The organism is Macrococcus equi, from assembly GCF_047426745.1.
Classification (GTDB): Bacteria; Bacillota; Bacilli; order Staphylococcales; family Staphylococcaceae; genus Macrococcoides; species Macrococcoides equi.
Window position 1 is genome coordinate 1,695,592 of record NZ_CP179732.1, and the last position, 20,828, is coordinate 1,716,419.

22 protein-coding genes, 1 tRNA gene and 1 other annotated feature (1 of these 24 running past the window's edge) are annotated in these 20,828 nt (G+C 35.0%); of the genes, 21 read left to right on the plus strand and 2 right to left on the minus strand.

Annotated elements, in window-relative coordinates; translation table 11 throughout:
* Window positions 1-9: 9 nt before the first annotated feature.
* The 8 genes from sdhA to ACMGE6_RS08940 all read left to right on the plus strand — a co-directional run bounded on the left by sdhA (window position 10) and on the right by ACMGE6_RS08940 (window position 5,491).
* Window positions 10-1,773, plus strand: a complete 1,764-nt coding sequence (sdhA, locus tag ACMGE6_RS08905) for a succinate dehydrogenase flavoprotein subunit (protein WP_414053501.1) — start codon at window positions 10-12, stop codon at window positions 1,771-1,773.
* A gap of 2 nt (window positions 1,774-1,775) precedes the next feature.
* Window positions 1,776-2,540 (plus strand): succinate dehydrogenase iron-sulfur subunit, encoded by a 765-nt coding sequence (gene sdhB / locus ACMGE6_RS08910; protein WP_414053502.1) that lies wholly within the window; start codon window positions 1,776-1,778, stop codon window positions 2,538-2,540.
* 87 nt (window positions 2,541-2,627) lie between these two features.
* Window positions 2,628-2,756: a hypothetical protein gene (locus ACMGE6_RS08915; RefSeq protein WP_414053503.1), complete on the plus strand. Its 129-nt coding sequence runs from the start codon at window positions 2,628-2,630 to the stop codon at window positions 2,754-2,756.
* Window positions 2,757-2,915: 159 nt separating this feature from the next.
* Window positions 2,916-3,350, plus strand: coding sequence for a MarR family winged helix-turn-helix transcriptional regulator (locus ACMGE6_RS08920; RefSeq protein ID WP_414053504.1), 435 nt, complete (start codon window positions 2,916-2,918; stop codon window positions 3,348-3,350).
* Window positions 3,350-4,156, plus strand: a complete 807-nt coding sequence (gene racE / locus ACMGE6_RS08925; RefSeq protein ID WP_414053505.1) for a glutamate racemase — start codon at window positions 3,350-3,352, stop codon at window positions 4,154-4,156. Before ACMGE6_RS08920 ends, racE begins: the two co-directional genes overlap by 1 nt.
* Window positions 4,153-4,728 (plus strand): XTP/dITP diphosphatase, encoded by a 576-nt coding sequence (locus tag ACMGE6_RS08930; protein ID WP_414046157.1) that lies wholly within the window; start codon window positions 4,153-4,155, stop codon window positions 4,726-4,728. Before racE ends, ACMGE6_RS08930 begins: the two co-directional genes overlap by 4 nt.
* A gap of 12 nt (window positions 4,729-4,740) precedes the next feature.
* Entirely contained in the window at window positions 4,741-5,244 is a 504-nt protein-coding gene (locus ACMGE6_RS08935; protein WP_414053506.1) for a YfcE family phosphodiesterase, read from the plus strand.
* A gap of 173 nt (window positions 5,245-5,417) precedes the next feature.
* Window positions 5,418-5,491, plus strand: a tRNA-Arg gene (locus ACMGE6_RS08940).
* 147 nt (window positions 5,492-5,638) lie between these two features.
* On the opposite strand, the gene ACMGE6_RS08945 is transcribed toward ACMGE6_RS08940, so the two are convergent.
* Together ACMGE6_RS08945 and ACMGE6_RS08950 are read right to left on the minus strand one after the other, a co-directional pair.
* The gene (locus ACMGE6_RS08945) at window positions 5,639-6,301 is read right to left on the minus strand and encodes a DUF4352 domain-containing protein (protein ID WP_414053507.1); all 663 of its coding nucleotides are present in this window, start codon (window positions 6,299-6,301) and stop codon (window positions 5,639-5,641) included.
* Between the two features lie 133 nt (window positions 6,302-6,434).
* A complete protein-coding gene (locus ACMGE6_RS08950; RefSeq protein ID WP_414053508.1) occupies window positions 6,435-7,163 on the minus strand; it encodes an NAD-dependent protein deacylase in 729 nt (242 codons plus the stop codon).
* A 201-nt stretch (window positions 7,164-7,364) separates the two neighbouring features.
* On the opposite strand from ACMGE6_RS08950, the gene ACMGE6_RS08955 reads away from it, so the two are divergent.
* From ACMGE6_RS08955 to ACMGE6_RS09015, 13 genes are all read left to right on the plus strand, one after another.
* Window positions 7,365-7,985 (plus strand): NUDIX domain-containing protein, encoded by a 621-nt coding sequence (locus tag ACMGE6_RS08955; RefSeq protein WP_414053509.1) that lies wholly within the window; start codon window positions 7,365-7,367, stop codon window positions 7,983-7,985.
* Window position 7,986: 1 nt separating this feature from the next.
* On the plus strand, window positions 7,987-8,943 hold the full coding sequence (locus ACMGE6_RS08960) for a hypothetical protein (protein ID WP_414053510.1): 957 nt from the start codon (window positions 7,987-7,989) through the stop codon (window positions 8,941-8,943).
* A gap of 132 nt (window positions 8,944-9,075) precedes the next feature.
* Window positions 9,076-10,359, plus strand: a complete 1,284-nt coding sequence (gene tig, locus ACMGE6_RS08965; protein ID WP_414046163.1) for a trigger factor — start codon at window positions 9,076-9,078, stop codon at window positions 10,357-10,359.
* A gap of 170 nt (window positions 10,360-10,529) precedes the next feature.
* Window positions 10,530-11,786 (plus strand): ATP-dependent Clp protease ATP-binding subunit ClpX, encoded by a 1,257-nt coding sequence (gene clpX / locus ACMGE6_RS08970; protein ID WP_414053511.1) that lies wholly within the window; start codon window positions 10,530-10,532, stop codon window positions 11,784-11,786.
* Between the two features lie 106 nt (window positions 11,787-11,892).
* Entirely contained in the window at window positions 11,893-12,480 is a 588-nt protein-coding gene (yihA, locus tag ACMGE6_RS08975; protein ID WP_414053512.1) for a ribosome biogenesis GTP-binding protein YihA/YsxC, read from the plus strand.
* A gap of 100 nt (window positions 12,481-12,580) precedes the next feature.
* The gene (gene hemA, locus ACMGE6_RS08980; RefSeq protein WP_414053513.1) at window positions 12,581-13,921 is read left to right on the plus strand and encodes a glutamyl-tRNA reductase; all 1,341 of its coding nucleotides are present in this window, start codon (window positions 12,581-12,583) and stop codon (window positions 13,919-13,921) included.
* An 8-nt stretch (window positions 13,922-13,929) separates the two neighbouring features.
* Window positions 13,930-14,763 (plus strand): cytochrome c biogenesis protein CcsA, encoded by an 834-nt coding sequence (gene ccsA / locus ACMGE6_RS08985; RefSeq protein ID WP_414053514.1) that lies wholly within the window; start codon window positions 13,930-13,932, stop codon window positions 14,761-14,763.
* A 15-nt stretch (window positions 14,764-14,778) separates the two neighbouring features.
* Window positions 14,779-15,711 (plus strand): hydroxymethylbilane synthase, encoded by a 933-nt coding sequence (gene hemC / locus ACMGE6_RS08990; RefSeq protein WP_414053515.1) that lies wholly within the window; start codon window positions 14,779-14,781, stop codon window positions 15,709-15,711.
* 12 nt (window positions 15,712-15,723) lie between these two features.
* Window positions 15,724-16,404 (plus strand): uroporphyrinogen-III synthase, encoded by a 681-nt coding sequence (locus tag ACMGE6_RS08995; protein WP_414053516.1) that lies wholly within the window; start codon window positions 15,724-15,726, stop codon window positions 16,402-16,404.
* Window position 16,405: 1 nt separating this feature from the next.
* Window positions 16,406-17,389, plus strand: coding sequence for a porphobilinogen synthase (hemB, locus tag ACMGE6_RS09000; protein ID WP_414053517.1), 984 nt, complete (start codon window positions 16,406-16,408; stop codon window positions 17,387-17,389).
* Between the two features lies 1 nt (window position 17,390).
* Window positions 17,391-18,674, plus strand: coding sequence for a glutamate-1-semialdehyde 2,1-aminomutase (gene hemL / locus ACMGE6_RS09005; protein ID WP_414053518.1), 1,284 nt, complete (start codon window positions 17,391-17,393; stop codon window positions 18,672-18,674).
* A gap of 287 nt (window positions 18,675-18,961) precedes the next feature.
* Window positions 18,962-19,435: a hypothetical protein gene (locus ACMGE6_RS09010; protein ID WP_414053519.1), complete on the plus strand. Its 474-nt coding sequence runs from the start codon at window positions 18,962-18,964 to the stop codon at window positions 19,433-19,435.
* 107 nt (window positions 19,436-19,542) lie between these two features.
* On the plus strand, window positions 19,543-20,604 hold the full coding sequence (locus ACMGE6_RS09015) for an AbrB family transcriptional regulator (protein WP_414053520.1): 1,062 nt from the start codon (window positions 19,543-19,545) through the stop codon (window positions 20,602-20,604).
* 33 nt (window positions 20,605-20,637) lie between these two features.
* Window positions 20,638-20,828, plus strand: a binding site (T-box leader) (it continues 12 nt past the right edge of the window).

Here is a 20,828-nt window from a genome sequence, read left to right on the forward strand (position 1 = left end):
GACAATATAATGGCAAAAAGTAATATCATTGTTGTCGGCGGCGGTTTAGCAGGTTTAATGGCAACGATTAAAGCAGCAGAAGCAGGTACAAGTGTTGATCTATTCTCTTTAGTACCAGTTAAACGTTCTCACTCAGTGTGTGCTCAAGGCGGTATTAATGGTGCGGTTAATACAAAGGGTGAAGGAGACTCACCTTTAATTCACTTTGATGATACTGTATATGGGGGAGATTTCTTAGCGAATCAACCACCTGTTAAAGCAATGACAGCAGCTGCACCAGGCATCATTCATTTATTAGACCGTATGGGTGTAATGTTCAACCGTACTCCAGAAGGATTACTTGATTTCCGTCGTTTCGGTGGAACACTATATCACCGTACTGCATTCGCAGGTGCTACAACAGGGCAACAATTATTATATGCATTAGATGAACAAGTACGTAAGTTTGAAGTTGAAGGATTAGTTACGAAATACGAAGGATGGGAATTCCTTGGTGCTGTCTTAGATGATGAAGGCGCAGCACGTGGTATCGTCGCTCAAAACTTAACAACTTCTGAGATTAAATCATTCGGTTCAGATGCCGTTATTATGGCTACAGGTGGACCTGGTATTATCTTCGGAAAATCTACAAACTCAATGATCAATACAGGTTCTGCTGCATCAGTAGTGTATCAACAAGGTGCAATCTATGCGAATGGTGAATTTATCCAGATTCATCCGACTGCTATTCCTGGTGATGATAAATTACGTTTAATGAGTGAGTCTGCACGTGGTGAAGGTGGACGTGTATGGACATATAAAGACGGTAAACCTTGGTACTTCTTAGAAGAGAAATACCCAGACTACGGTAACTTAGTACCGCGTGATATCGCAACACGTGAAATCTTCGATGTGTGCGTAAACCAAAAATTAGGTATTAATGGTGAAAACATGGTATACCTTGATTTGAGTCATAAAGATGCACATGAATTAGACGTTAAATTAGGTGGTATCATCGAAATTTACGAAAAATTCACTGGAGATGACCCACGTAAAGTACCTATGAAAATCTTCCCAGCAGTACATTACTCAATGGGTGGTATTTGGGTAGATTACGATCAAATGACGAATATCCCTGGATTATTCGCTGCAGGTGAATGTGATTACTCTCAACACGGTGGTAACCGATTAGGGGCGAACTCATTATTATCAGCAATTTACGGTGGTATGGTTGCAGGACCAAACGCAATTAAATACGTTAAAGGCCTTGAAAAATCATACACTGACCTACCTGAAGAAATCTATTCACGCAAAGTTGAAGAAGAACAAAAACGTTTTGATGCTTTACTGAATATGAAAGGTACAGAAAACGCTTATAAATTACACAAAGAGCTTGGTGAAATTATGACAGCTAACGTTACTGTAGTACGTCATAACGATCGATTGCTTGAAACAGATAAGAAAATCGTTGAATTAATGGAGCGCTATCATAACATTGATATGGAAGATACAGCATTATGGAGCAACCAGGCAGTATTCTTTACGCGTCAATTATGGAATATGTTAGTACTTGCGCGTGTGATGACAATTGGTGCTTACAACCGAAATGAATCACGTGGTGCACATTACAAACCTGAATTCCCTGAACGTAATGATGAAGAATGGTTGAAAACAACGATGGCGAAATTTAAAGGCGCAAAAGAAGCACCAGAATTCTTCTATGAGCCTGTTGATGTAAGCTTAATTCCGCCACGTGTTCGTGATTACTCTAAGAAATCTAAAGGAGGTAAATAATCATGGCTGAAAAAACAATCAAATTGATTATCACACGTCAAAAAGATCAAAATTCTAAGCCTTACGAAGAAACGTTCGTGATTCCTTACCGTCCTAATATGAACGTTATCGCAGCACTGATGGAAATTCAGCGTAATCCTGTTAATGAACGCGGAGAAAAAACAACTCCTGTTACTTGGGATATGAACTGTCTTGAGGAAGTGTGTGGTGCTTGTTCTATGGTTGTTAATGGTAAAGCACGTCAATCATGTTCTACAATCATTGATACATTAGAACAACCGATTCGATTAGCGCCTATGGCTACATTCCCTGTAGTGCGTGACTTACAAGTGGATCGTTCAAGAATGTTCGATAACTTAAAACGCGTTAAAGCTTGGGTACCGATCGATGGTACTTATGATTTAGGACCTGGGCCACGTATGCCTGAGAAGAAGCGTCAAACAGCATATGAACTTTCTAAATGTATGACTTGTGGGGTATGTTTAGAAGTATGTCCAAACGTGAATGCGAACTCTAAATTTATGGGAGCGCAGGCAATTTCACAAGTACGTTTATTCAACTTACATCCAACAGGAAGCATGAATAAAGATGAAAGATTGCATGCATTAATGGAAGAAGGCGGACTTGCTGAATGTGGTAACTCACAAAACTGTGTGAGAAGCTGTCCAAAAGGAATTCCACTTACAACATCAATTGCTGCAATGAACCGTGAAGCAACATTCCAGATGTTCAAATCATTCTTTGGTTCAGACCATCAGGTAAACTAAGAGGCAATCTGAAATGCGCTTTGGACCGAACAAATTGGAAGCAACGCCAAGAAAATCGTTCTTTGATTTCATAGGTGTTGGTGAAATTTGACGAGGTCCAGCATTGAAGATGCCGTTTCAACTAAGAGGCAATCTGAAATGCGCTTTGGACCGAACAAATTGGAAGCAACACCAAGAAAATCGTTCTTTGATTTCATAGGTGTTGGTGAAATTTGACGAGGTCCAGCATTGAAGATGCCGTTTCAACTAAGAGGCAATCTGAAATGCGCTTAACATATGCAAAAAGGTTTTGAGAGTTATATTTATCTCAAAACCTTTTTTTATTTTGCCAATATTTGATATGATAACTTTAAAGGTGAATAGAGGTGTTTACATGTGGATAAAGCGATGGTTACATTAGAATATGAATTAAGACGGTTAGCCGATATCATAAAAAATGAAGGTCGAAGCGAACTGGTTAAACATGATATTACAGATACGCAGTTTATGGCGATTCAATGGATTAAAGAGGCAGGTCCTCTTAATATCGGAACGCTTGCAAAACATATGAATCTGGCGATTTCATCTACATCTGAATTAGTAGACGCACTTAGTAAAAATGGTTTTGCTGAGAGAGTTAAAAGTATAGAGGATCGCCGTAAAGTAAGCATCCAGTTAACGCCTAAAGGTTTATCAATCATCGATGCTGTTATTCTGAAGAGAAGAAAGTATTTGAGCGGTTTAGTAGAAAAGAGTATCGATGATGATTTACCAATACTCATTGACCAAATACATAAGTTGTACAGTGCAACAGAAGAAGGTGGAAATTAGTGTCAGCTCCAATCGGTGTGATTGATTCAGGAGTAGGAGGGTTAACGGTCGCTAAAGAGATTATGCGACAACTTCCTAATGAATCAATTTGTTATTTAGGAGATGTAAGTCGTTGCCCATATGGGCCACGTCCTCCTGAGCAAGTTCGTGATTTTACGATTCAACTTGCAGAGTTTTTACTTACTAAAAATATTAAAATGCTCGTTATAGCATGTAACACAGCAACTGCTGTAGCTTTAGAACCATTACAGAAGATGCTCTCGATACCAGTCATCGGTGTCATTGAGCCAGGTGCCAGAACGGCCATCATGACGACGTCGAATAATCATGTTCTTGTACTGGGGACAGAAGGTACTATAAAATCAGAAGCTTACCGAAAAAAAATAAAATCAATCAATCCTAAAATAGAAGTGAATGGTGTGAGTTGTCCTGGTTTTGTGCCATTAGTAGAACAAGTAAGATATAAAGACCCTACAATTTCAAATATCGTTATTCACCAAACATTAAGAAACTGGCGTCATGATAAAAGTGATACAGTTATCCTTGGTTGTACACATTATCCGTTATTGCAAGGATATATCGAAAAGTATTTTGATGGTGAGAAGAAAGTTATATCATCTGGATTAGAAACAGCCCGAGAGGTAAGTGCTCTCTTGACATTTAGTCAGGATCACGCGAAGTATAGTGAATTACCGAAACATGAATTTTATGTTAATGGTGATACCGAAAAATTTTCGAGAATTGCTAAAGAGTGGTTGAATGATGAAGATTTACAAATAACATCTATACATTTGGAGGACATATGAGAGATATCGTAATAGCTACTGGAAACGAAGGAAAGATTAATGACTTTAAGCACATATTTAAAGACTATAATGTGATAGGCATAAAATCGTTATTACCAGACTTTGATGTAGAAGAAACAGGGACTACTTTTGAACAAAATGCTGCGTTAAAAGCAGAGCATGGTTCAAAATTACTGAATAAGATAGTTATCAGTGATGATTCAGGATTAGAGGTAGACGCCTTAAATAATGCGCCGGGTGTCTATTCTGCGCGTTATTCAGGTGAAGGTGCAACGGATGCATCAAACTTACAACTTGTCCTGGACAATATGAAGGATAAGGAAGACCGACGTGCAAGATTCGTCTGTGTGATAGCAGTGAGTATTCCTGGTGAAGCAACTCAAACCTTTAGGGGTGAGGTAGAAGGTGAGTTATTATATGAACCTAAGGGGGAAAACGGATTTGGTTATGACCCTATTTTCTATATTGCGAATCAAGGAAAGACAACTGCACAGATGACAGGTGAAGAGAAAGCACAAATATCACATCGTGGTAAGGCGATCCAAAAAATGCTTGATTCAGGCATTATCTAAGGAGGCATAATGATGAAATTAGTCGTAGTTAGTGATAATCATTCTCTAAAGCATATACTGACTGATATTGTAGCGATACATGATGACGCAGATGTATATATTCATTTGGGAGATTCAGAATTTGATTATCGTTCTGCTGAATTACGAGAGTATATCAAGATTAGAGGAAATTGTGATTACAGTAAAGACTTCCATGAGGAATCTGTACTTCAGCTGGAAGATGTTAACCTATTTTTAACACATGGTCATCTCTATCATGTAGGGCAAGGGCGAGAAATGTTAGCGAAAGCAGCACAGGATAATCATTGTAAGATTGCATTGTATGGCCATTTGCATGTCAAACGTATAGAGACAATAGATAACGTAATATGTATTAATCCTGGATCGATTGCTCAATCTAGGAGTGACGACGCAGAAACTTATGCAATTTTAGAATTAAAAGATAATGAATTGAAAGTATCATTTTACAATCAACAGCACCAGTTAGTTGAAAATGAAACTTTAGTTATCCAATAGTTTTAAACAATAAAAATTAAGATTGTATAGATACAATCTTAATTTTTATTGTTATTTATGATTAATTGTGTAAATGTACTATAATTAATGAATGGTTTTAGCTAATTACTCTTGAAATGTTATTGACTTTATATATCAAGATTGATTATAATTAATCTTGTCTTAAAAATTATGTCCTGGTAGCTCAGCTGGATAGAGCAACGGCCTTCTAAGCCGTCGGTCGGGGGTTCGAATCCCTCCCAGGACGTCCATTACTAAGTTATACTAATTTAGTTTATCCTCCGATTACTTGGAGGATTTTTTTGTTTTTATAGTTACAATAATATTTTAAAAAAGTGAGGCCACTGAAAACTTTTCAGCGGCCTCACTTTTTATTGAATAATATTGCTTAATTTTATTTTAAATCAATGATTTCTGTTTCTGTACCGAAAAACCCAGTTGCTACTTCTAGTTGTTTATCAGGAGCATCAGCCATCGCTTTTGAAATATCAAACACTACTTTACCTTTTGAAGTGCTATCAGGATTTAATTGTTCTAAGAAGAATGAATTTTGGATTGTTCCATCTTCACTTTGATTAGCTGATGTAGAAGCTGCGGCATCTGCTTCTAAAGTTTTTCCTTTAGTAAGTAACTTGAATAATGAACTATCCACCGTAATTGCTTCATCACCATTATTCTTAACTTCAAGATCAATAACAACAAAAGTATCTTTAGCTTTTTCAGGTAATGCAGATGGTCCTACTGATGTAGCAGTCGTTACGTTATTAATTTTGTATTGCATTTTACCTACCTTAACAATGTCACCAATTTTATAAGCTTGTTTAACCGTTTTATCATTTTTTATATCTTTGCTATTTGTCGATTCATCACTTGAACCTTTTTCTTCACTAACTGATAGGAATAATGCAGAACATGCTCCTATAAGAATAGCAATTAATAAAAGACCTAAACAACCTAGCAGTAAAGGATTACGCTTCTTTTTCGGTGCGTCTCGATATATCACGCGTTCTCCTTTTTCGTTGTACAAAACTTCTTCATGATGAACTTTTCTAGCCATTTTAAACATCTCCCTTTGTTTGATTTAAGAAACGATTTAAATTGGAAGCACCTTAAAACGTTTCATAATCATATTATATATGATTTATGTGTAGTTTTTGTATCGTTTTTCTAAAATCTAACAAAATAGTGATCTATCTCTGCAATTTTTTAAATACATTACTAATACTGTCTTCGAATATGAGCGCGTCATATCGAACGGTTCTAAGGGGTGTTTTGTTGATGACAACAAGATTTTCACCTTGAAACAGATCAACAAATCCTGCTGCAGGATAAACTGATAATGAAGTACCAGCGACAATCAGCATATCTGCTTGCTTTATTGCCTGAATTGCTTGTTCGATTGTGTTACTATCTAATGCTTCTTCATACATCACGATGTCAGGTCTTACAATTCCTGAGTCTTTTGGACATCTTGGAATGCCGTCATGATCTAATTTAAGTTCATCTAATGTGTAGTTTTCATTACATTCCAGACAATAGTTATTTTTTACTGTGCCATGCAGCTCGAGTACGTTGGTTGAGCCTGCTGCTTGATGGAGACCGTCGATATTTTGAGTAATGATTGTAATCTCTTTACCGCTATCCTCTAATGTTTTTAAATATGTATGTGCCAGGTTAGGTAAGGCATCGGGATATACTAACTTATCAAAATGAAAGCCGAAATATTGTTTTGGATAGCGTTTAAAGAATGAATGAGAAATGATTTGCTCCGGTGAGTAATCAGTATTTGTTTCCTGCATAAATATTCCGTTAGCAGAGCGAAAGTCAGGTATCCCACTTTCAGTAGAAACTCCAGCGCCTCCAAAGAACACGATTTTTGTACTGATTTTTAATGCATCTTCAAATTGTTGAATGGTCATTTTTATTCCCCTTTCGTAAATTTAGTGTATCATTCCAAGATTTACGCTTCAATTTTTGCAACACTCCCTGATTTCATTTATAATCAACACTTGTGGCATAATATACTAAAGTATAAAGTGAAGATCTTTAACTGAAATATATTTGAGTTAAGCAATTATTTTGGTTAAAATTTAATTAAGACAAATTTAGAGGAGTAATATATGAATAAATTTGATGAACAAATAATTGTAGTCAATCGTGAGACGATTTTTAGTCATGAAAAGAATCATTTTAATGGTTTTATTTCTATAGAAGATCAAAAAGCACTTGAAATCTATGAGACGCTATCAAAGTATGAAGTTAAACGTCGTGGCGACATGGAAGAAGATCCTTCATATAAGCAACTGATTTCATATTGTATTTTAGAAAACGAGAATGATGAAATTTTAGTATACGAGCGTCTTACTGGTGGTGGTGAACAACGTCTTCATGGACTAAGTTCTATCGGAATTGGCGGTCATATGAATCAGCTGGAAGATACACAAATTGAAGGTGTTCTTTTAGATAACGCTGCACGAGAACTGGAAGAAGAAGTAGGCGTTAAGGATGTTAATCCTCAAAGTCTTAACTTAATCGGTTTCATTAATGATGATGATAATGAAGTTGGACGTGTTCATATCGGTCTGGTCTTTAAGCTGAAAGTAAAGCAATCAGAAGTTTTTGTAAATGAAACGGATACTTTAAAGATTGACTGGAAGCCAGAAAATAGTTTAATGAAAGATGCTGAGTATGAATCATGGTCACGTATCATTATCGAGTCTATATTTAATGTAGGGCATTAACATGTCGGATATAATTATCTTTCCGAAGTTAAAAGGAAATTTAATGGGTCAAATTACTACTGCAGTTAAAAATGGTGACTATGAGTCGGCGTATGATTTATTTAATGATTATGAAAAGCACTTTGAATTAACTGAAGATGAGCATCTGATGAAACTAGATTGTCTTTATCAACTTGAAAGTTTTCTGGAATTACGAGAAGAATCGAGCATTCTATTGAATCAAGGACATTATGCCTACGACAAAATTGTTCCTTATTTTATCGAGAGCTTATTAAAACTTAAACAATTTAAAACTGTGATTGAGTTGATAGATAGTTTACGCACCGAAGATGTTGATCATAAATTAATTGTGGCATTAATGCCTTTTTATGACGAAGCGAGTCATCAACTCAATATGCGAAACGTTGCCCATATGAAATTTATTCAGACTTTTAAGGAAAATGATGTCAATGAACAACTGGCACTCATCGTTGAACTGATTGAAAATGAAGATTACCGTTTTCAGATGAGTTTTGTACAATTGCTTGAGCATAGTATGATTCATCCGTTGGTAAGTAGCATGATGCTTGAATATTTAATACTTGCACAGTTTACTGGTGAAGTGAAGTTTGAAAAGTTAAACCATAATATCAGAGTAAATATTTCTCAATTATCTTCTCTTGTGAAAACGGATTTTATCTTAAATATTGCAGTTTCTGTAAAAAATTATTTTGATATTAATAGCCCAGATATAGCAGAAGTTATAAAGGCAACGATGAAACAGCATAATACCGTATTATATCCATTACATTTTGAGGAATATTTTAAATGTGATGCTGATGAGATGGTCTTAGCTTATATTAAGTATTTTAGTGCATTATTCAACCTGAATGATGACAATGAGTCGAATAAAGTGAATACACAACTAATAGAGTGCATCGAACGGCTTGAAAAGTTAAGTTTAATCAAGGAATATTAAAAAAATTGTATGCTAAGTTTGAAAATATGATATTATAGTTTGGAATATCAACTCAAAAATGTTGAAGCGATGATGTTATATGCTATAATTAATGAGTTGAAAAAATTTTAGAAAAACGTGGAGGAATTACACATGTCAGCAAAATGGGAAAAACAAGAAGGTAATGTAGGATTATTAACAGTAACAGTTCCTGAAGAGGAAGTTAAAGCTGGATTAGATAAAGCATTCGCTAAAGTTGTTAAGCAAGTAAACGTACCAGGTTTCCGTAAAGGGAAAATGCCTCGTCAAATGTTCGAACAACGTTTTGGAGTTGAATCATTATTCCAGGATGCATTAGATTTCATCTTACCAGATGCATATGCTAATGCTGTTGAAGAAGCGGGTATTAACCCAGTTGATCGTCCTGAAATCGACGTTGAACAAATGGAAAAAGGTAAAGAATTAATCTTCACTGCTAAAGTGACAGTTGAACCTGAAGTTGAATTAGGTGACTACAAAGGTTTAGAAGTTGAAAAGTTCGAAACAGAAGTAACTGAAGAAGAATTAAACGAAGCAATTAATGCAGATTTAGCTCGTAAAGCTGAATTAGTTGTTAAAGAAGACGGCGAAGTTGAAAATGGCGATGTTGTTAACTTAGACTTCGATGGTTACGTTAACGAAGAAGCTTTTGAAGGTGGAAAAGCAGAAGGTTACGATTTAGAAATTGGTTCAGGTCAATTTATTCCAGGTTTTGAAGAACAATTAGTTGGTACTAAAGTTGGGGAAGAAAAAGATGTAAATGTTACATTCCCAGAAGAGTATCATGCAGAAGAATTAGCTGGAAAAGAAGCTGTATTCAAAGTGAAAATTAACGAAATCAAATCTAAAGAAGTGCCTGAATTAGATGACGAAATGGCTAAAGAATTAGATGAATCAGTAGATTCAGTTGATGCATACAAAACTAAATATAAATCAGATTTAGAAGAACAAAAAAAATTACAAGCTGAAAATGATACAAAAGAAAGCTTAGTAATGCAAGCAGTTGAAAATGCAAAAGTAGATATTCCGGAAGCAATGATTAACACGGAATTAGATCGTATGATGCAGGAATTTGAACAACGTATTGCTCAACAAGGTTTAAACTTAGATTTATACTTCCAATTCTCAGGTCAAACTGAAGAACAATTAAAAGAAAGTATGAAACAAGACGCTGAGCAACGTGTTAAAACTAACTTAACATTAGCTGCAATTGCTAAAGCTGAAAACATTGAAGTGAGTGATGCTGATGTTGATGCTGAATTAACTAAAATGAGCGAACAATTCGGTATGTCTGTAGAAGATATTAAAGCAGCATTAGGAAATGGCGCTATCTTAAAAGATGATTTACGTATTCAAAAAGCTATTGATGTTTTAGTTTCAGAATCAAAAACTAAATAATAGATAACTAAAATATTTTTCTTATTTGAGTAGAATCCGAACAAACCGTAAAATCACTTTTTGATTTTTGTGTTTGTTCGGTTTTATTTTGAAAGTAATCACTATGGAATTAAAAGTTTGCAAACGATGATAAACTTTAGTATATTCTTTAAAAGATAGGGGTGTTAAGTGTGTCTAAATTTAATGAAGAAGAAAACTTAAAATGCTCATTCTGTGGTAAGGATCAAGATCAGGTGAAGAAGTTAGTTGCTGGTAGTGGTGTTTACATTTGTAATGAATGTATTGATTTATGTTCTGAAATTGTAGCAGAAGAATTAAAAACTACTGAACATGAAGAAATCACTGAAATTCCTAAACCACATGAAATGTTAGCCTTATTAGATGAATATGTCATTGGTCAGACTAAAGCTAAGAAAGCATTGTCTGTTGCTGTATATAATCATTACAAAAGAATCTTTAAACCGATGGACGAAGAAGATGTTGAATTACAAAAAAGTAATATCGCTTTGATTGGTCCAACTGGGTCAGGTAAAACATTACTTGCTCAAACGCTTGCGCGTTCATTGAACGTACCTTTTGCGATTGCAGACGCAACAAGTTTAACAGAAGCAGGTTATGTGGGTGAAGACGTGGAAAATATTCTACTTCGCTTAATACAGGCTGCTGACTTTGATATTGAGCGTGCTGAAAAAGGAATTATCTATGTCGATGAAATTGACAAAATCGCTCGTAAATCAGAAAATACATCGATTACACGTGATGTAAGTGGTGAAGGTGTTCAACAGGCATTGCTTAAAATATTAGAAGGTACGGTTGCTAGTGTTCCGCCTCAAGGTGGCAGAAAGCATCCTAACCAGGAGTTCATTCAAATTGATACGACAAATATATTATTTATTTTAGGTGGAGCCTTTGACGGCATTGATGAAGTGATTAAGCGTCGTCTTGGTGAGAAAGTGATTGGATTTACAGGTATTAAAGAAAAAGACTTCGATGATGCCACTCTACTTTCTCAAATCAAGCCTGAAGATTTGCAAAGTTACGGTTTGATTCCGGAATTTATTGGTCGTATTCCTGTTGTTGCTAATTTAGAACAGCTAGATGTTGAGGCATTAAAAAATATTTTAACACGTCCTAAAAATGCATTAGTAAAGCAATATACTAAGATGCTTGCTTTAGATGAGGTTGAATTAGAGTTTACTGAGGAAGCTTTAACAGCTATCAGTGAACTAGCTATTGAACGCAAAACAGGTGCGCGTGGACTACGTTCAATTATCGAAGAATCAATGATGGATGTTATGTTTGATATCCCATCGCTTGAAAATGTTAAACGCGTTGTGATTACTGAAAAAGCGATTAAAGATAACATTGCACCAGATATGTATGATGCAGATAATAATTTAATTAATGATGCAGTTACATCAGCTTAAAAGAATTTGCCAAATGGCAGATTCTTTTTTTATCATTCAATAGTCATTATTTTTTAGGTGAAATCGTGTATAATGGTATGATGTAAACAAAGAACAGGAGAAAGTCATGAATATTAATCCAAATAATGTAGAAATATTAATAAGTGCTGTAAAGCCAGAACAGTATCCTGATACGGGGCTTCAGGAAGTAGCGCTGGCCGGCCGCTCAAATGTCGGAAAATCTTCATTTATCAATACGATGATTGGCCGTAAAAGTATGGCAAGAATCTCGTCAAAACCCGGGAAAACTCAAACGTTAAATTTTTTCAAAATTGATGATAAGCTTGTTTTTGTAGATGTACCAGGGTACGGATACGCAAAGGTTTCTAAGAGTGAGCGTGAACGCTGGGGTAAAATGATTGAAACTTATTTGACGACGCGTGAAACACTTGCAGTTGTCATTCAACTGGTAGATATCCGTCATAATCCAAGTGAAGATGACCGATTAATGTATGATTTCTTAAAACATTATGAAATACCAGTCATTGTTATCGCTACGAAAGAAGATAAGATTCCTAAAGGAAAGGTTCAGAAACACCTTAAAATAATTAAGCAGGATTTAGATATGGAGCCGAATGATACGTTGATCAGTTATTCTGCGCTAAGCAATGCTAAAAATGGACAGATCCTAGAGGCAATATCAAAATATTTATAACTAAATGTGAATTTTTTGTGAAGTGTATTAATGATTTGTAAATAAAAATTGGAATAGATGTTACTATAGTAATAATGGCAAAAATTTGGGGGCGAAATCAATGCATATTGTTGTTGTGAGTGTGAATCACAAAACAGCAGATGTGAGTTTAAGGGAGAAACTTACATTTTCTGATGACACGATTGAACGTGCACATAGCGCATTAATCAATCAGAAATCAGTGTTAGAAGGTGTTATTCTTTCAACTTGTAATCGAACAGAGATATATGCGGTTGTCGATCAGGTACACACAGGACGCTATTATATTAAATCGTTTTTAGCAGAGTGGTTTGATGTAGATATTGATACTGTTAAATCTGTAACTGATGTAAAGGCAGGAAATGCTGCACTTTATCATCTCTTTAAAGTCATTACAGGTCTTGATTCTATAGTTTTAGGTGAAACGCAAATTTTAGGACAGATTAGAGATAGTTTCCTGCTTGCTCAAACAGAAGGAACAACAGGTACCATTTTTAATAAATTATTTAAAGATGCGATAACGTTAGCAAAACGTGCTCACGCAGAAACTGATATTTCTTCAAAAGCTGTTTCAGTATCATATGCTGCGGTTGAATTATCAAAGAAAGTTTTAGGATCCCTTAACAATAAGAAGATACTTATTATTGGTGCAGGTGAAATGGCAGAACTTGCATTGGAAAATTTAGCAGGTTCAGGTGCAGCAGAAATTACTGTGATAAACCGTACACCAGAGAAGGCGATTTCTCTAGCTGATAAATTTGGTGGCAATCATAAAACGATGGAAGAGTTACAATGTGCATTAATAGAGAATGACATTGTAATATCTTCAACGAGTGCACAAGATTTTATTATTACTAAAACGATGATGACAAAAATTATGAAATTACGTCAAAATCGTTCCCTTGTTTTCATCGATATCGCAGTACCACGAGATATTGATCCGGCAGTCAATGATCTGGATTTAATTTTTAACTATGATGTTGATGATTTAAAAGGATTAGTTGATGCCAATCTGGCAGAACGCCAAAAAGCCGCGCGTATTATTGAAGGAATGATTGATACACAAGTTTCAGATTTTATTGCCTGGATTAACATGTTAGGTGTAGTACCGGTCATTACTGCTTTACGTGAAAAAGCGTTACGTATTCAGGAAACGACAATGGAAAGTATTGACCGTAAAATGCCGGACTTATCAGAACGTGAACGTAAAGTGATATCAAAGCATATGAAAAGTATTATCAATCAATTATTAAAAGATCCGATTTCTCAGGCAAAAGAAATTAGTGGATCAGATAATCGTGAAGCTGAATTGCAATTCTTCCAGGACATTTTTAATATTTCAAATGAAGTTGATAGTATTAATCAAAATGTACCGATGGTTCATCGTACAGAAGAGAGTTTTACATTAAGTCCTAAACATTAGGTGATATTATGAATGAACTTTTATTAATGCGACTACATGAAGCAATACTTATTCTATATATGATAAGTATTGCTTGTTATTTCTTTGACTTTGTTCAAAAATCACCACGATTAAAGCGATATGGCTTTAGGCTATTACTTGGTGTATTAATATTACAATCACTATCGATTATGTTATTTATCATCATTGTAGGACGTATTCCAATTGAGACAATCAATGAAGGCTTTTATTTTTTCACCTGGCTGATTATTTTGTTATCATTAATATTGTCGCGGGTGATACAAACAGAATTTTTCATCTTTTTAATGAATTTAATTGGTTTTATTTTTATGATGATTCATACGTTTCAGCCGCTTGATTTGTCCACAGGAACAACGGTTTCCCATATGATGAATGAATTGTTGTGGATACATGTCACATTAGCAATAGTATCTTATGTCATGTTCTTAGTAGCGGCATTACACGCAGTACTATATTTATTGCAGATGTATCAATTAAAACAGAAAAAATTTAATCAAAAATTTTTTAGAATAAGCGATCTTGATAGTTTGAGTAAGTTTGTTCAGATATTTTCTATTATCGGTTGTGTTTTTCTTTTAATATCGTTAATCTTAGGAATATATTGGGGGCTTACTTTTGAAGGTAACTCTATATGGACAGACTCTAAAGTCTTAGGTTCACTACTATTAATGATAAGTTATTTTATCTATATTTATTTACATCAGAAAAATAAATTAATGATGCATAAACTTATGGATATGAATATCGTACTCTTTTTATTATTACTCATTAATTATTTAATAATTTCTCGTTTCTCTGGATTCCACCAGTTATTTTACTAAACTTTGGAGGGTATTATGAAAAAATTTATCGTCGGTTCTCGCCGAAGTCAGCTTGCTTTGACACAAAGTAAACAATTTATTGAACGCTTAAAAGCTGCTAACCCAGGTGTTGAAATAGAAATAAAGGAAATTGTAACGAAGGGTGACAAGATTGTTGACGTGCAGCTGTCAAAAGTAGGTGGGAAAGGTCTTTTTGTTAAAGAAATTGAGGCAGCCCTATATAATAAAGAAATTGATTTTGCTATACATTCATTAAAAGATGTACCAAGTGTGTTACCAGAGGGATTGACTTTAGGATGTATTCCGGAACGTGAAGATGCTCGTGATGTATATATCTCTAAAACGCATACAAAACTAGCTGATTTAAAAGAAGGCGCTATTATCGGTACAAGTTCTTTACGCCGCGGAGCACAAATATTAAATCGTTATCCTCACTTAAAGATTGAATGGATACGTGGCAATATTGATACGCGTCTAAAAAAGCTTGAAACTGAAAACTTTGATGCAATCATCTTAGCTGCTGCTGGACTGCATCGCATGGGATGGAGTAAAGATGTCGTTACTGAATATCTAGATCCGGAGACAATGTTACCTGCAATAGGACAAGGTGCTCTAGGTATTGAATGTCGTATCGATGACCTGGAAACTTTATCGTTACTTGCAACAGTTCATGATAGTGAAACAGAAGTTTGTACGCAAGCTGAGCGTGAATTTTTAAAGTTAATGGATGGTAGCTGCCAGGTTCCGATTGCAGGACATGCTATAATAAAAGATGAAGAAATTGAATTTACCGGTCTCATCATGTCTACTGATGGCACTGAAAAATATTGCGTAACTGAACACGGTACTGATCCTTCAGAACTTGGAGCTAAAGTTGCTGACAGTATGCATAAGAGTGGCGCGCAAAAAATTATTGAAAATCTAAATAATACACCAAAATCAAATTAGAGGATGGTAATAATGAAGCCTATTGTATTGATGACAGATAGTAAACCGTATAAAGATGAGCGTGTGGAAATAATCCATCTTCCATTTATCAAAATCGCTCCTCTTGCTGTACAAACTATCCGTCCTCAATATGACTGGCTTATTTTTACGAGTAAAAATGCAGTTGATGTATTCTTTAATCAATACAAAACGACACATTTCAGTAAAATAGCAGCCATAGGGATAAAGACTAGCAATTATTTAGAGCAACTTGGATTAAAGGTAGACTTTGTCCCAACGCAATTCAATCAGGAATGCTTTATTGAAGAGATGGGTGACAGATTTAATCAATGTACTGTATGTTTACCGGTTTCCTGTAAAGCTAGACCGAAGTTGTATAATGCATTGAAAAAAGATAGCACAGTCGATAGAATTGATATATATGAACCAGTCCCAAATGACGAGAATATCAATAAAGCGAAAGCATTGATTTTGAATCAGCAGATTGACTGGCTTACTTTTTTGTCTCCATCAAGTGTGACAGCCTTTGGAAATGAAATATTCACTAATAGGGTGTCGGTCATTGCTATTGGCCATGTAACAAGTAAAGCACTTAAGGATAATGAAATACATCACTATGTTAGTGAGCAAGAAACAAAACAAAGTATCATTGATACAATTATTAAAATAGAAACTGAAAGAAAAGGTGATTAAGATGAAGTTTGATAGACATAGAAGATTACGCTCTTCAATTAACATGAGAAATATGGTACGCGAAACAAGCGTTGCGAAAAGAGATTTAATTTATCCGATATTTGTCGTTGAAAAAGATGATGTAAAAAAAGAAATTCCTTCAATGCCAGGTATCTATCAGTGGAGTTTAAATATTGTTGAAGAAGAAATTAGAAATGCTTATGAATTGGGTATTAGAGCGATTATGTTCTTTGGGATTCCAAATCATAAAGATGCGTGTGGAACTGGAGCATTTGATGATGACGGTGTGATTCAAAAAGCAACTCGCCTTGCTAAATCATTGTATCCGGATTTATTGATTTTAGCGGATACTTGTCTTTGTGAGTATACAGATCACGGACACTGTGGCGTGTTAGATGACCATACACATGACGTGATTAACGATGAAACATTACCATTGCTTGTCAAAACTGCAGTTTCTCAAGCGAAGGCTGGAGCAGATATTATTGCACCAAGTAACATGATGGATGGATTTGTCGCAGAGATTCGTAAAGGTTTAGATGAAGCAGGCTTCTTAAACGTACCAATTATGAGTTATGGTATTAAATATGCATCAGCATTCTACGGTCCTTTCCGTGATGCTGCTGAAAGTGCACCAAGCCACGGTGACCGTAAGACATACCAGATGGATCCTGCAAATCGTCTTGAGGCATTAAGGGAGCTTGAAAGTGATGAAAAAGAAGGTTGTGATATGATGATCGTTAAACCTGCTTTAAGTTATTTAGACATCATTCGAGATGTACGTAATAATAGTAATTTACCGATTGTTGCCTACAACGTGAGTGGTGAGTTTTCAATGACAAAAGCAGCAGCTCAAAATGGCTGGATAGATGAAGAGCGTGTCGTTATGGAACAAATGATATCGATGAAACGCGCTGGTGCGGATATGATCATTACTTACTTTGCAAAAGATATCTGTAATTACCTGGATAAAGGAGATTATTAAAATGAACAATACGAAATCACAAACTGCATTTAGTGAAGCGGTCAATTTAATGCCAGGTGGGGTAAACAGCCCCGTACGTGCATTTAAAAGTGTAGATATGGATCCAATATTTATGGATCACGGAAAAGGCTCAAAGATTTATGATATTGACGGAAATGAATATATTGATTATGTATTAAGCTGGGGTCCCCTTATTTTAGGTCATGCAGATGAAAAAGTAACAAACGCTCTGCAAAATGCAATATTAAAGGGAAGTAGTTTTGGGGCACCGACAACATTAGAGAATGACATGGCGAAATTGGTAATCGACCGTGTACCTTCTGTTGAAATGGTACGAATGGTTTCCAGTGGTACTGAAGCGACCCTTGCTGCATTACGCTTAGCTAGAGGATACACAGGTAAAAATAAGATTTTAAAATTTATTGGTTGTTACCATGGGCATAGTGATTCATTACTTATTAAAGCGGGTTCAGGAGTAGCGACGCTTGGATTACCAGATTCACCGGGAGTACCGAAAGGAACAGCAGAGAATACTATTACTGTGCATTATAATGATTTAGACTCTGTACAACTTGCATTCGAAAAATATGGTGATGATATTGCGTGTATCATCGTTGAGCCGGTTGCTGGTAATATGGGCGTTGTGCCTCCTGTAGAAGGTTTCTTAGAAGGTTTACGAGACATTACAAATCAATACGGTGCTCTCCTTATCTTCGATGAAGTAATGACTGGTTTCCGTGTTGACTATCATTGTGCACAAGGCTATTTTGGTGTCACACCCGACTTAACATGTCTTGGTAAAGTAATAGGGGGAGGCCTTCCGGTAGGTGCTTTCGGTGGAAAACGTGAAATTATGGAGCAGGTGGCACCTGCAGGTAATATTTATCAGGCAGGTACATTAAGTGGTAACCCATTAGCAATGACTGGTGGATATTATACTTTAAGTCAGTTAACTAAAGAAAGTTATACTCATTTTAACCATTTAGGCGATCTACTGGAAAAAGGACTTTACGATGTATTCAGTAAACACAATGTACCGATTACCGTGAATCGTGCGGGCAGTATGATTGGTTACTTCTTGAATGATGAAAAAGTAACTAATTTTGAAATAGCTTCAAAATCAGATTTAAAGTTATTTGCAGCAATGTATAAAGAAATGGCAAATAACGGTGTATTTTTACCACCATCACAATTCGAAGGTATGTTTGTGTCGACGAAACATACGGAAGAAGATATCGCAAATACTTTAAACGCTTTTGATATAGCACTTTCTAAAATTAAATAACAAATACAGATAAAGGATAAATCGAAATGATGATTTATCCTTTTATATATATAGATTAAAATTTTTTATGTAAAATTACAATAAAATCATGAAATTTTAGGCCGAAAAATAAATGGTTTTGATTATTTGAAAATATTTTTTAATGTAAAAAGTGTTGATATATAAGGGGTTTTAGCAATTTGTGAAAATTTTTTGCATATAAAATGTTTATATATTATTAATTAAGGCTATCTTACTTATGTAATTAATTTTCAATTACACTAAACTAATAAGCGGAGGTAGTTATCATGTCAAACAAAAACGATAACAACAGAAATAATCAAGACAGAGAAGTAATCTATAATTCTGAAACAGATCGTAACAGAACACACGTTACACATCAGGCTGATGGAGATACATACAAAGACGGCCGTAAAGTTCGTGAAGGAGACCACCACGATAAAGTTGTAGTTGAAGAGCATGATCGCGTACGTCATGATCATATCGAAAGAGAACCTAAAAAGAAAAGTCCATGGGCTTGGTTATTACCATTATTGTTATTAGCTTTATTAGCAATCCTTGCATTAAGCTTCTGTAACAATAAAGATGACGATGACAAAGCTGAAGACAAAGCGACAACAGAAGAAAAAGCAACAAAAGATGATAAAGACGATAAAGATAAAACTGATTCAGAAACTACAACTGAAAAAGCGACAACAGAAGAAGCTTCAGTTAAAACATTTGACTTAGCTACAATCACAAACTTTGATTTAGCTGGATAATTAATGATAGGACTCATCATGAGTCCTTTTTTCTTTGCACAAAATAGATGAATATTTTTCAAAATTTTTATATAGTAATATTTAAAGATAAATTGGAAGTGATGATGATGAGTTACCTATTATTATTTCTTACAAGTTTTATATTTGGACTTTTGCTTAATAATATTGGCATGATTCTACCATGGTTATTTGGGCCGATTGGCGCTGCACTTTTTTTAAAGAGATTTACTCCATTAGATTACCATTGGCCAAAGTGGTTAGGAGAAATTGGGTTATACATTTTAGGGGCGCAGATTGGTGTCACGTTTACAAAAGAAATCCTTGGTGATATCGCAAATGACTTTGTTTCTATCGTAACGCTAAGTATCCTGATTATTATCAGTTCAGTAACTATTTCTTCTCTATTTAAAAAAATTGTAGGATGTTCGACAGAGACAGCATTACTAGCTTCTATTCCTGGCGCATTGAATCAAATGATTGTCCTGGCTGATGAAAATAAGCATGCCAGTATATTGATTGTTACAATGACACAAACATCCCGTCTATTATTTGTCATCATGCTTGTACCCTTTATATCAAGTTTCACCAGCGAAAAACAATTGCATCCTCATTTATCTACAGCAGAAGAAATTTACCAGCTATTGAATCCTGAGCAAATTATATTCGTGTTGTGTATGATTGCGGTTAGCATTTTTATATTAAAGAAAATTCATTTTCCGGTTCCGGATATGTTAGGTCCGGTTATTGCTATATTATTATGGAATTTAACGACTGGACTTAATTTCACTGTACCAATGCCACTAATTAATTTTGCTCAAGTTTTATTTGGTATAAAAATTGGACTGCAAATGTATAATCTATCGCATCAATTAAGTAAACGATTATTTGCAGGTATATTTGTTCAAAATGTTTTATTGATTGTCAGTGCAATCATTTTTAGTGTCTTATTTACTGGCATGTCTAAACATACCTTTAATGATTTATTCCTGAGTGCTGCACCCGGAGGTATGGCACAAATTATCATCGTTGCTCTTGAAACGGGTGCAAATGTTGCTATGATTTCAAGTTTTCATATCTTTCGCATCTTTTTTATATTGCTGATAATCACACCACTGATGGCATGGTATCTAAAAAAATCAGAGGCTCATTCACATCGTGAAGTCGATTGACAGTATAAACATAATCTTATACAATACTTATAACTAAATATTCCTACAGGAAGAGTAGTTTAATGGATTTATTAGAGAGTGCATGTTTGGTGAAAATGCATATTGACATTAAATGAAGGTAGCCTGAATGTTGAATGTATATTGAATTCAGTAGGTATACACGTGTTAAGAGCGTTAATCTATAAGTGCAGCATTTTGCTGAATTTAGGTGGTACCACGGTCAT

What these genes read in the sequence shown, in the direction of transcription:
- sdhA (WP_414053501.1), top strand. Translation starts at nt 10, where the DNA reads ATGGCAAAAAGTAATATCATTGTTGTCGGCGGCGGTTTAGCAGGTTTA.
- sdhB (WP_414053502.1), top strand. Translation starts at nt 1,776, where the DNA reads ATGGCTGAAAAAACAATCAAATTGATTATCACACGTCAAAAAGATCAA.
- ACMGE6_RS08930 (WP_414046157.1), top strand. Translation starts at nt 4,153, where the DNA reads ATGAGAGATATCGTAATAGCTACTGGAAACGAAGGAAAGATTAATGAC.
- ACMGE6_RS08935 (WP_414053506.1), top strand. Translation starts at nt 4,741, where the DNA reads ATGAAATTAGTCGTAGTTAGTGATAATCATTCTCTAAAGCATATACTG.
- ACMGE6_RS08945 (WP_414053507.1), bottom strand. Translation starts at nt 6,301, where the DNA reads ATGGCTAGAAAAGTTCATCATGAAGAAGTTTTGTACAACGAAAAAGGA.
- ACMGE6_RS08950 (WP_414053508.1), bottom strand. Translation starts at nt 7,163, where the DNA reads ATGACCATTCAACAATTTGAAGATGCATTAAAAATCAGTACAAAAATC.
- ACMGE6_RS08955 (WP_414053509.1), top strand. Translation starts at nt 7,365, where the DNA reads ATGAATAAATTTGATGAACAAATAATTGTAGTCAATCGTGAGACGATT.
- ACMGE6_RS08960 (WP_414053510.1), top strand. Translation starts at nt 7,987, where the DNA reads ATGTCGGATATAATTATCTTTCCGAAGTTAAAAGGAAATTTAATGGGT.
- tig (WP_414046163.1), top strand. Translation starts at nt 9,076, where the DNA reads ATGTCAGCAAAATGGGAAAAACAAGAAGGTAATGTAGGATTATTAACA.
- yihA (WP_414053512.1), top strand. Translation starts at nt 11,893, where the DNA reads ATGAATATTAATCCAAATAATGTAGAAATATTAATAAGTGCTGTAAAG.
- hemA (WP_414053513.1), top strand. Translation starts at nt 12,581, where the DNA reads ATGCATATTGTTGTTGTGAGTGTGAATCACAAAACAGCAGATGTGAGT.
- ccsA (WP_414053514.1), top strand. Translation starts at nt 13,930, where the DNA reads ATGAATGAACTTTTATTAATGCGACTACATGAAGCAATACTTATTCTA.
- hemC (WP_414053515.1), top strand. Translation starts at nt 14,779, where the DNA reads ATGAAAAAATTTATCGTCGGTTCTCGCCGAAGTCAGCTTGCTTTGACA.
- ACMGE6_RS08995 (WP_414053516.1), top strand. Translation starts at nt 15,724, where the DNA reads ATGAAGCCTATTGTATTGATGACAGATAGTAAACCGTATAAAGATGAG.
- hemB (WP_414053517.1), top strand. Translation starts at nt 16,406, where the DNA reads ATGAAGTTTGATAGACATAGAAGATTACGCTCTTCAATTAACATGAGA.
- hemL (WP_414053518.1), top strand. Translation starts at nt 17,391, where the DNA reads ATGAACAATACGAAATCACAAACTGCATTTAGTGAAGCGGTCAATTTA.
- ACMGE6_RS09010 (WP_414053519.1), top strand. Translation starts at nt 18,962, where the DNA reads ATGTCAAACAAAAACGATAACAACAGAAATAATCAAGACAGAGAAGTA.
- ACMGE6_RS09015 (WP_414053520.1), top strand. Translation starts at nt 19,543, where the DNA reads ATGAGTTACCTATTATTATTTCTTACAAGTTTTATATTTGGACTTTTG.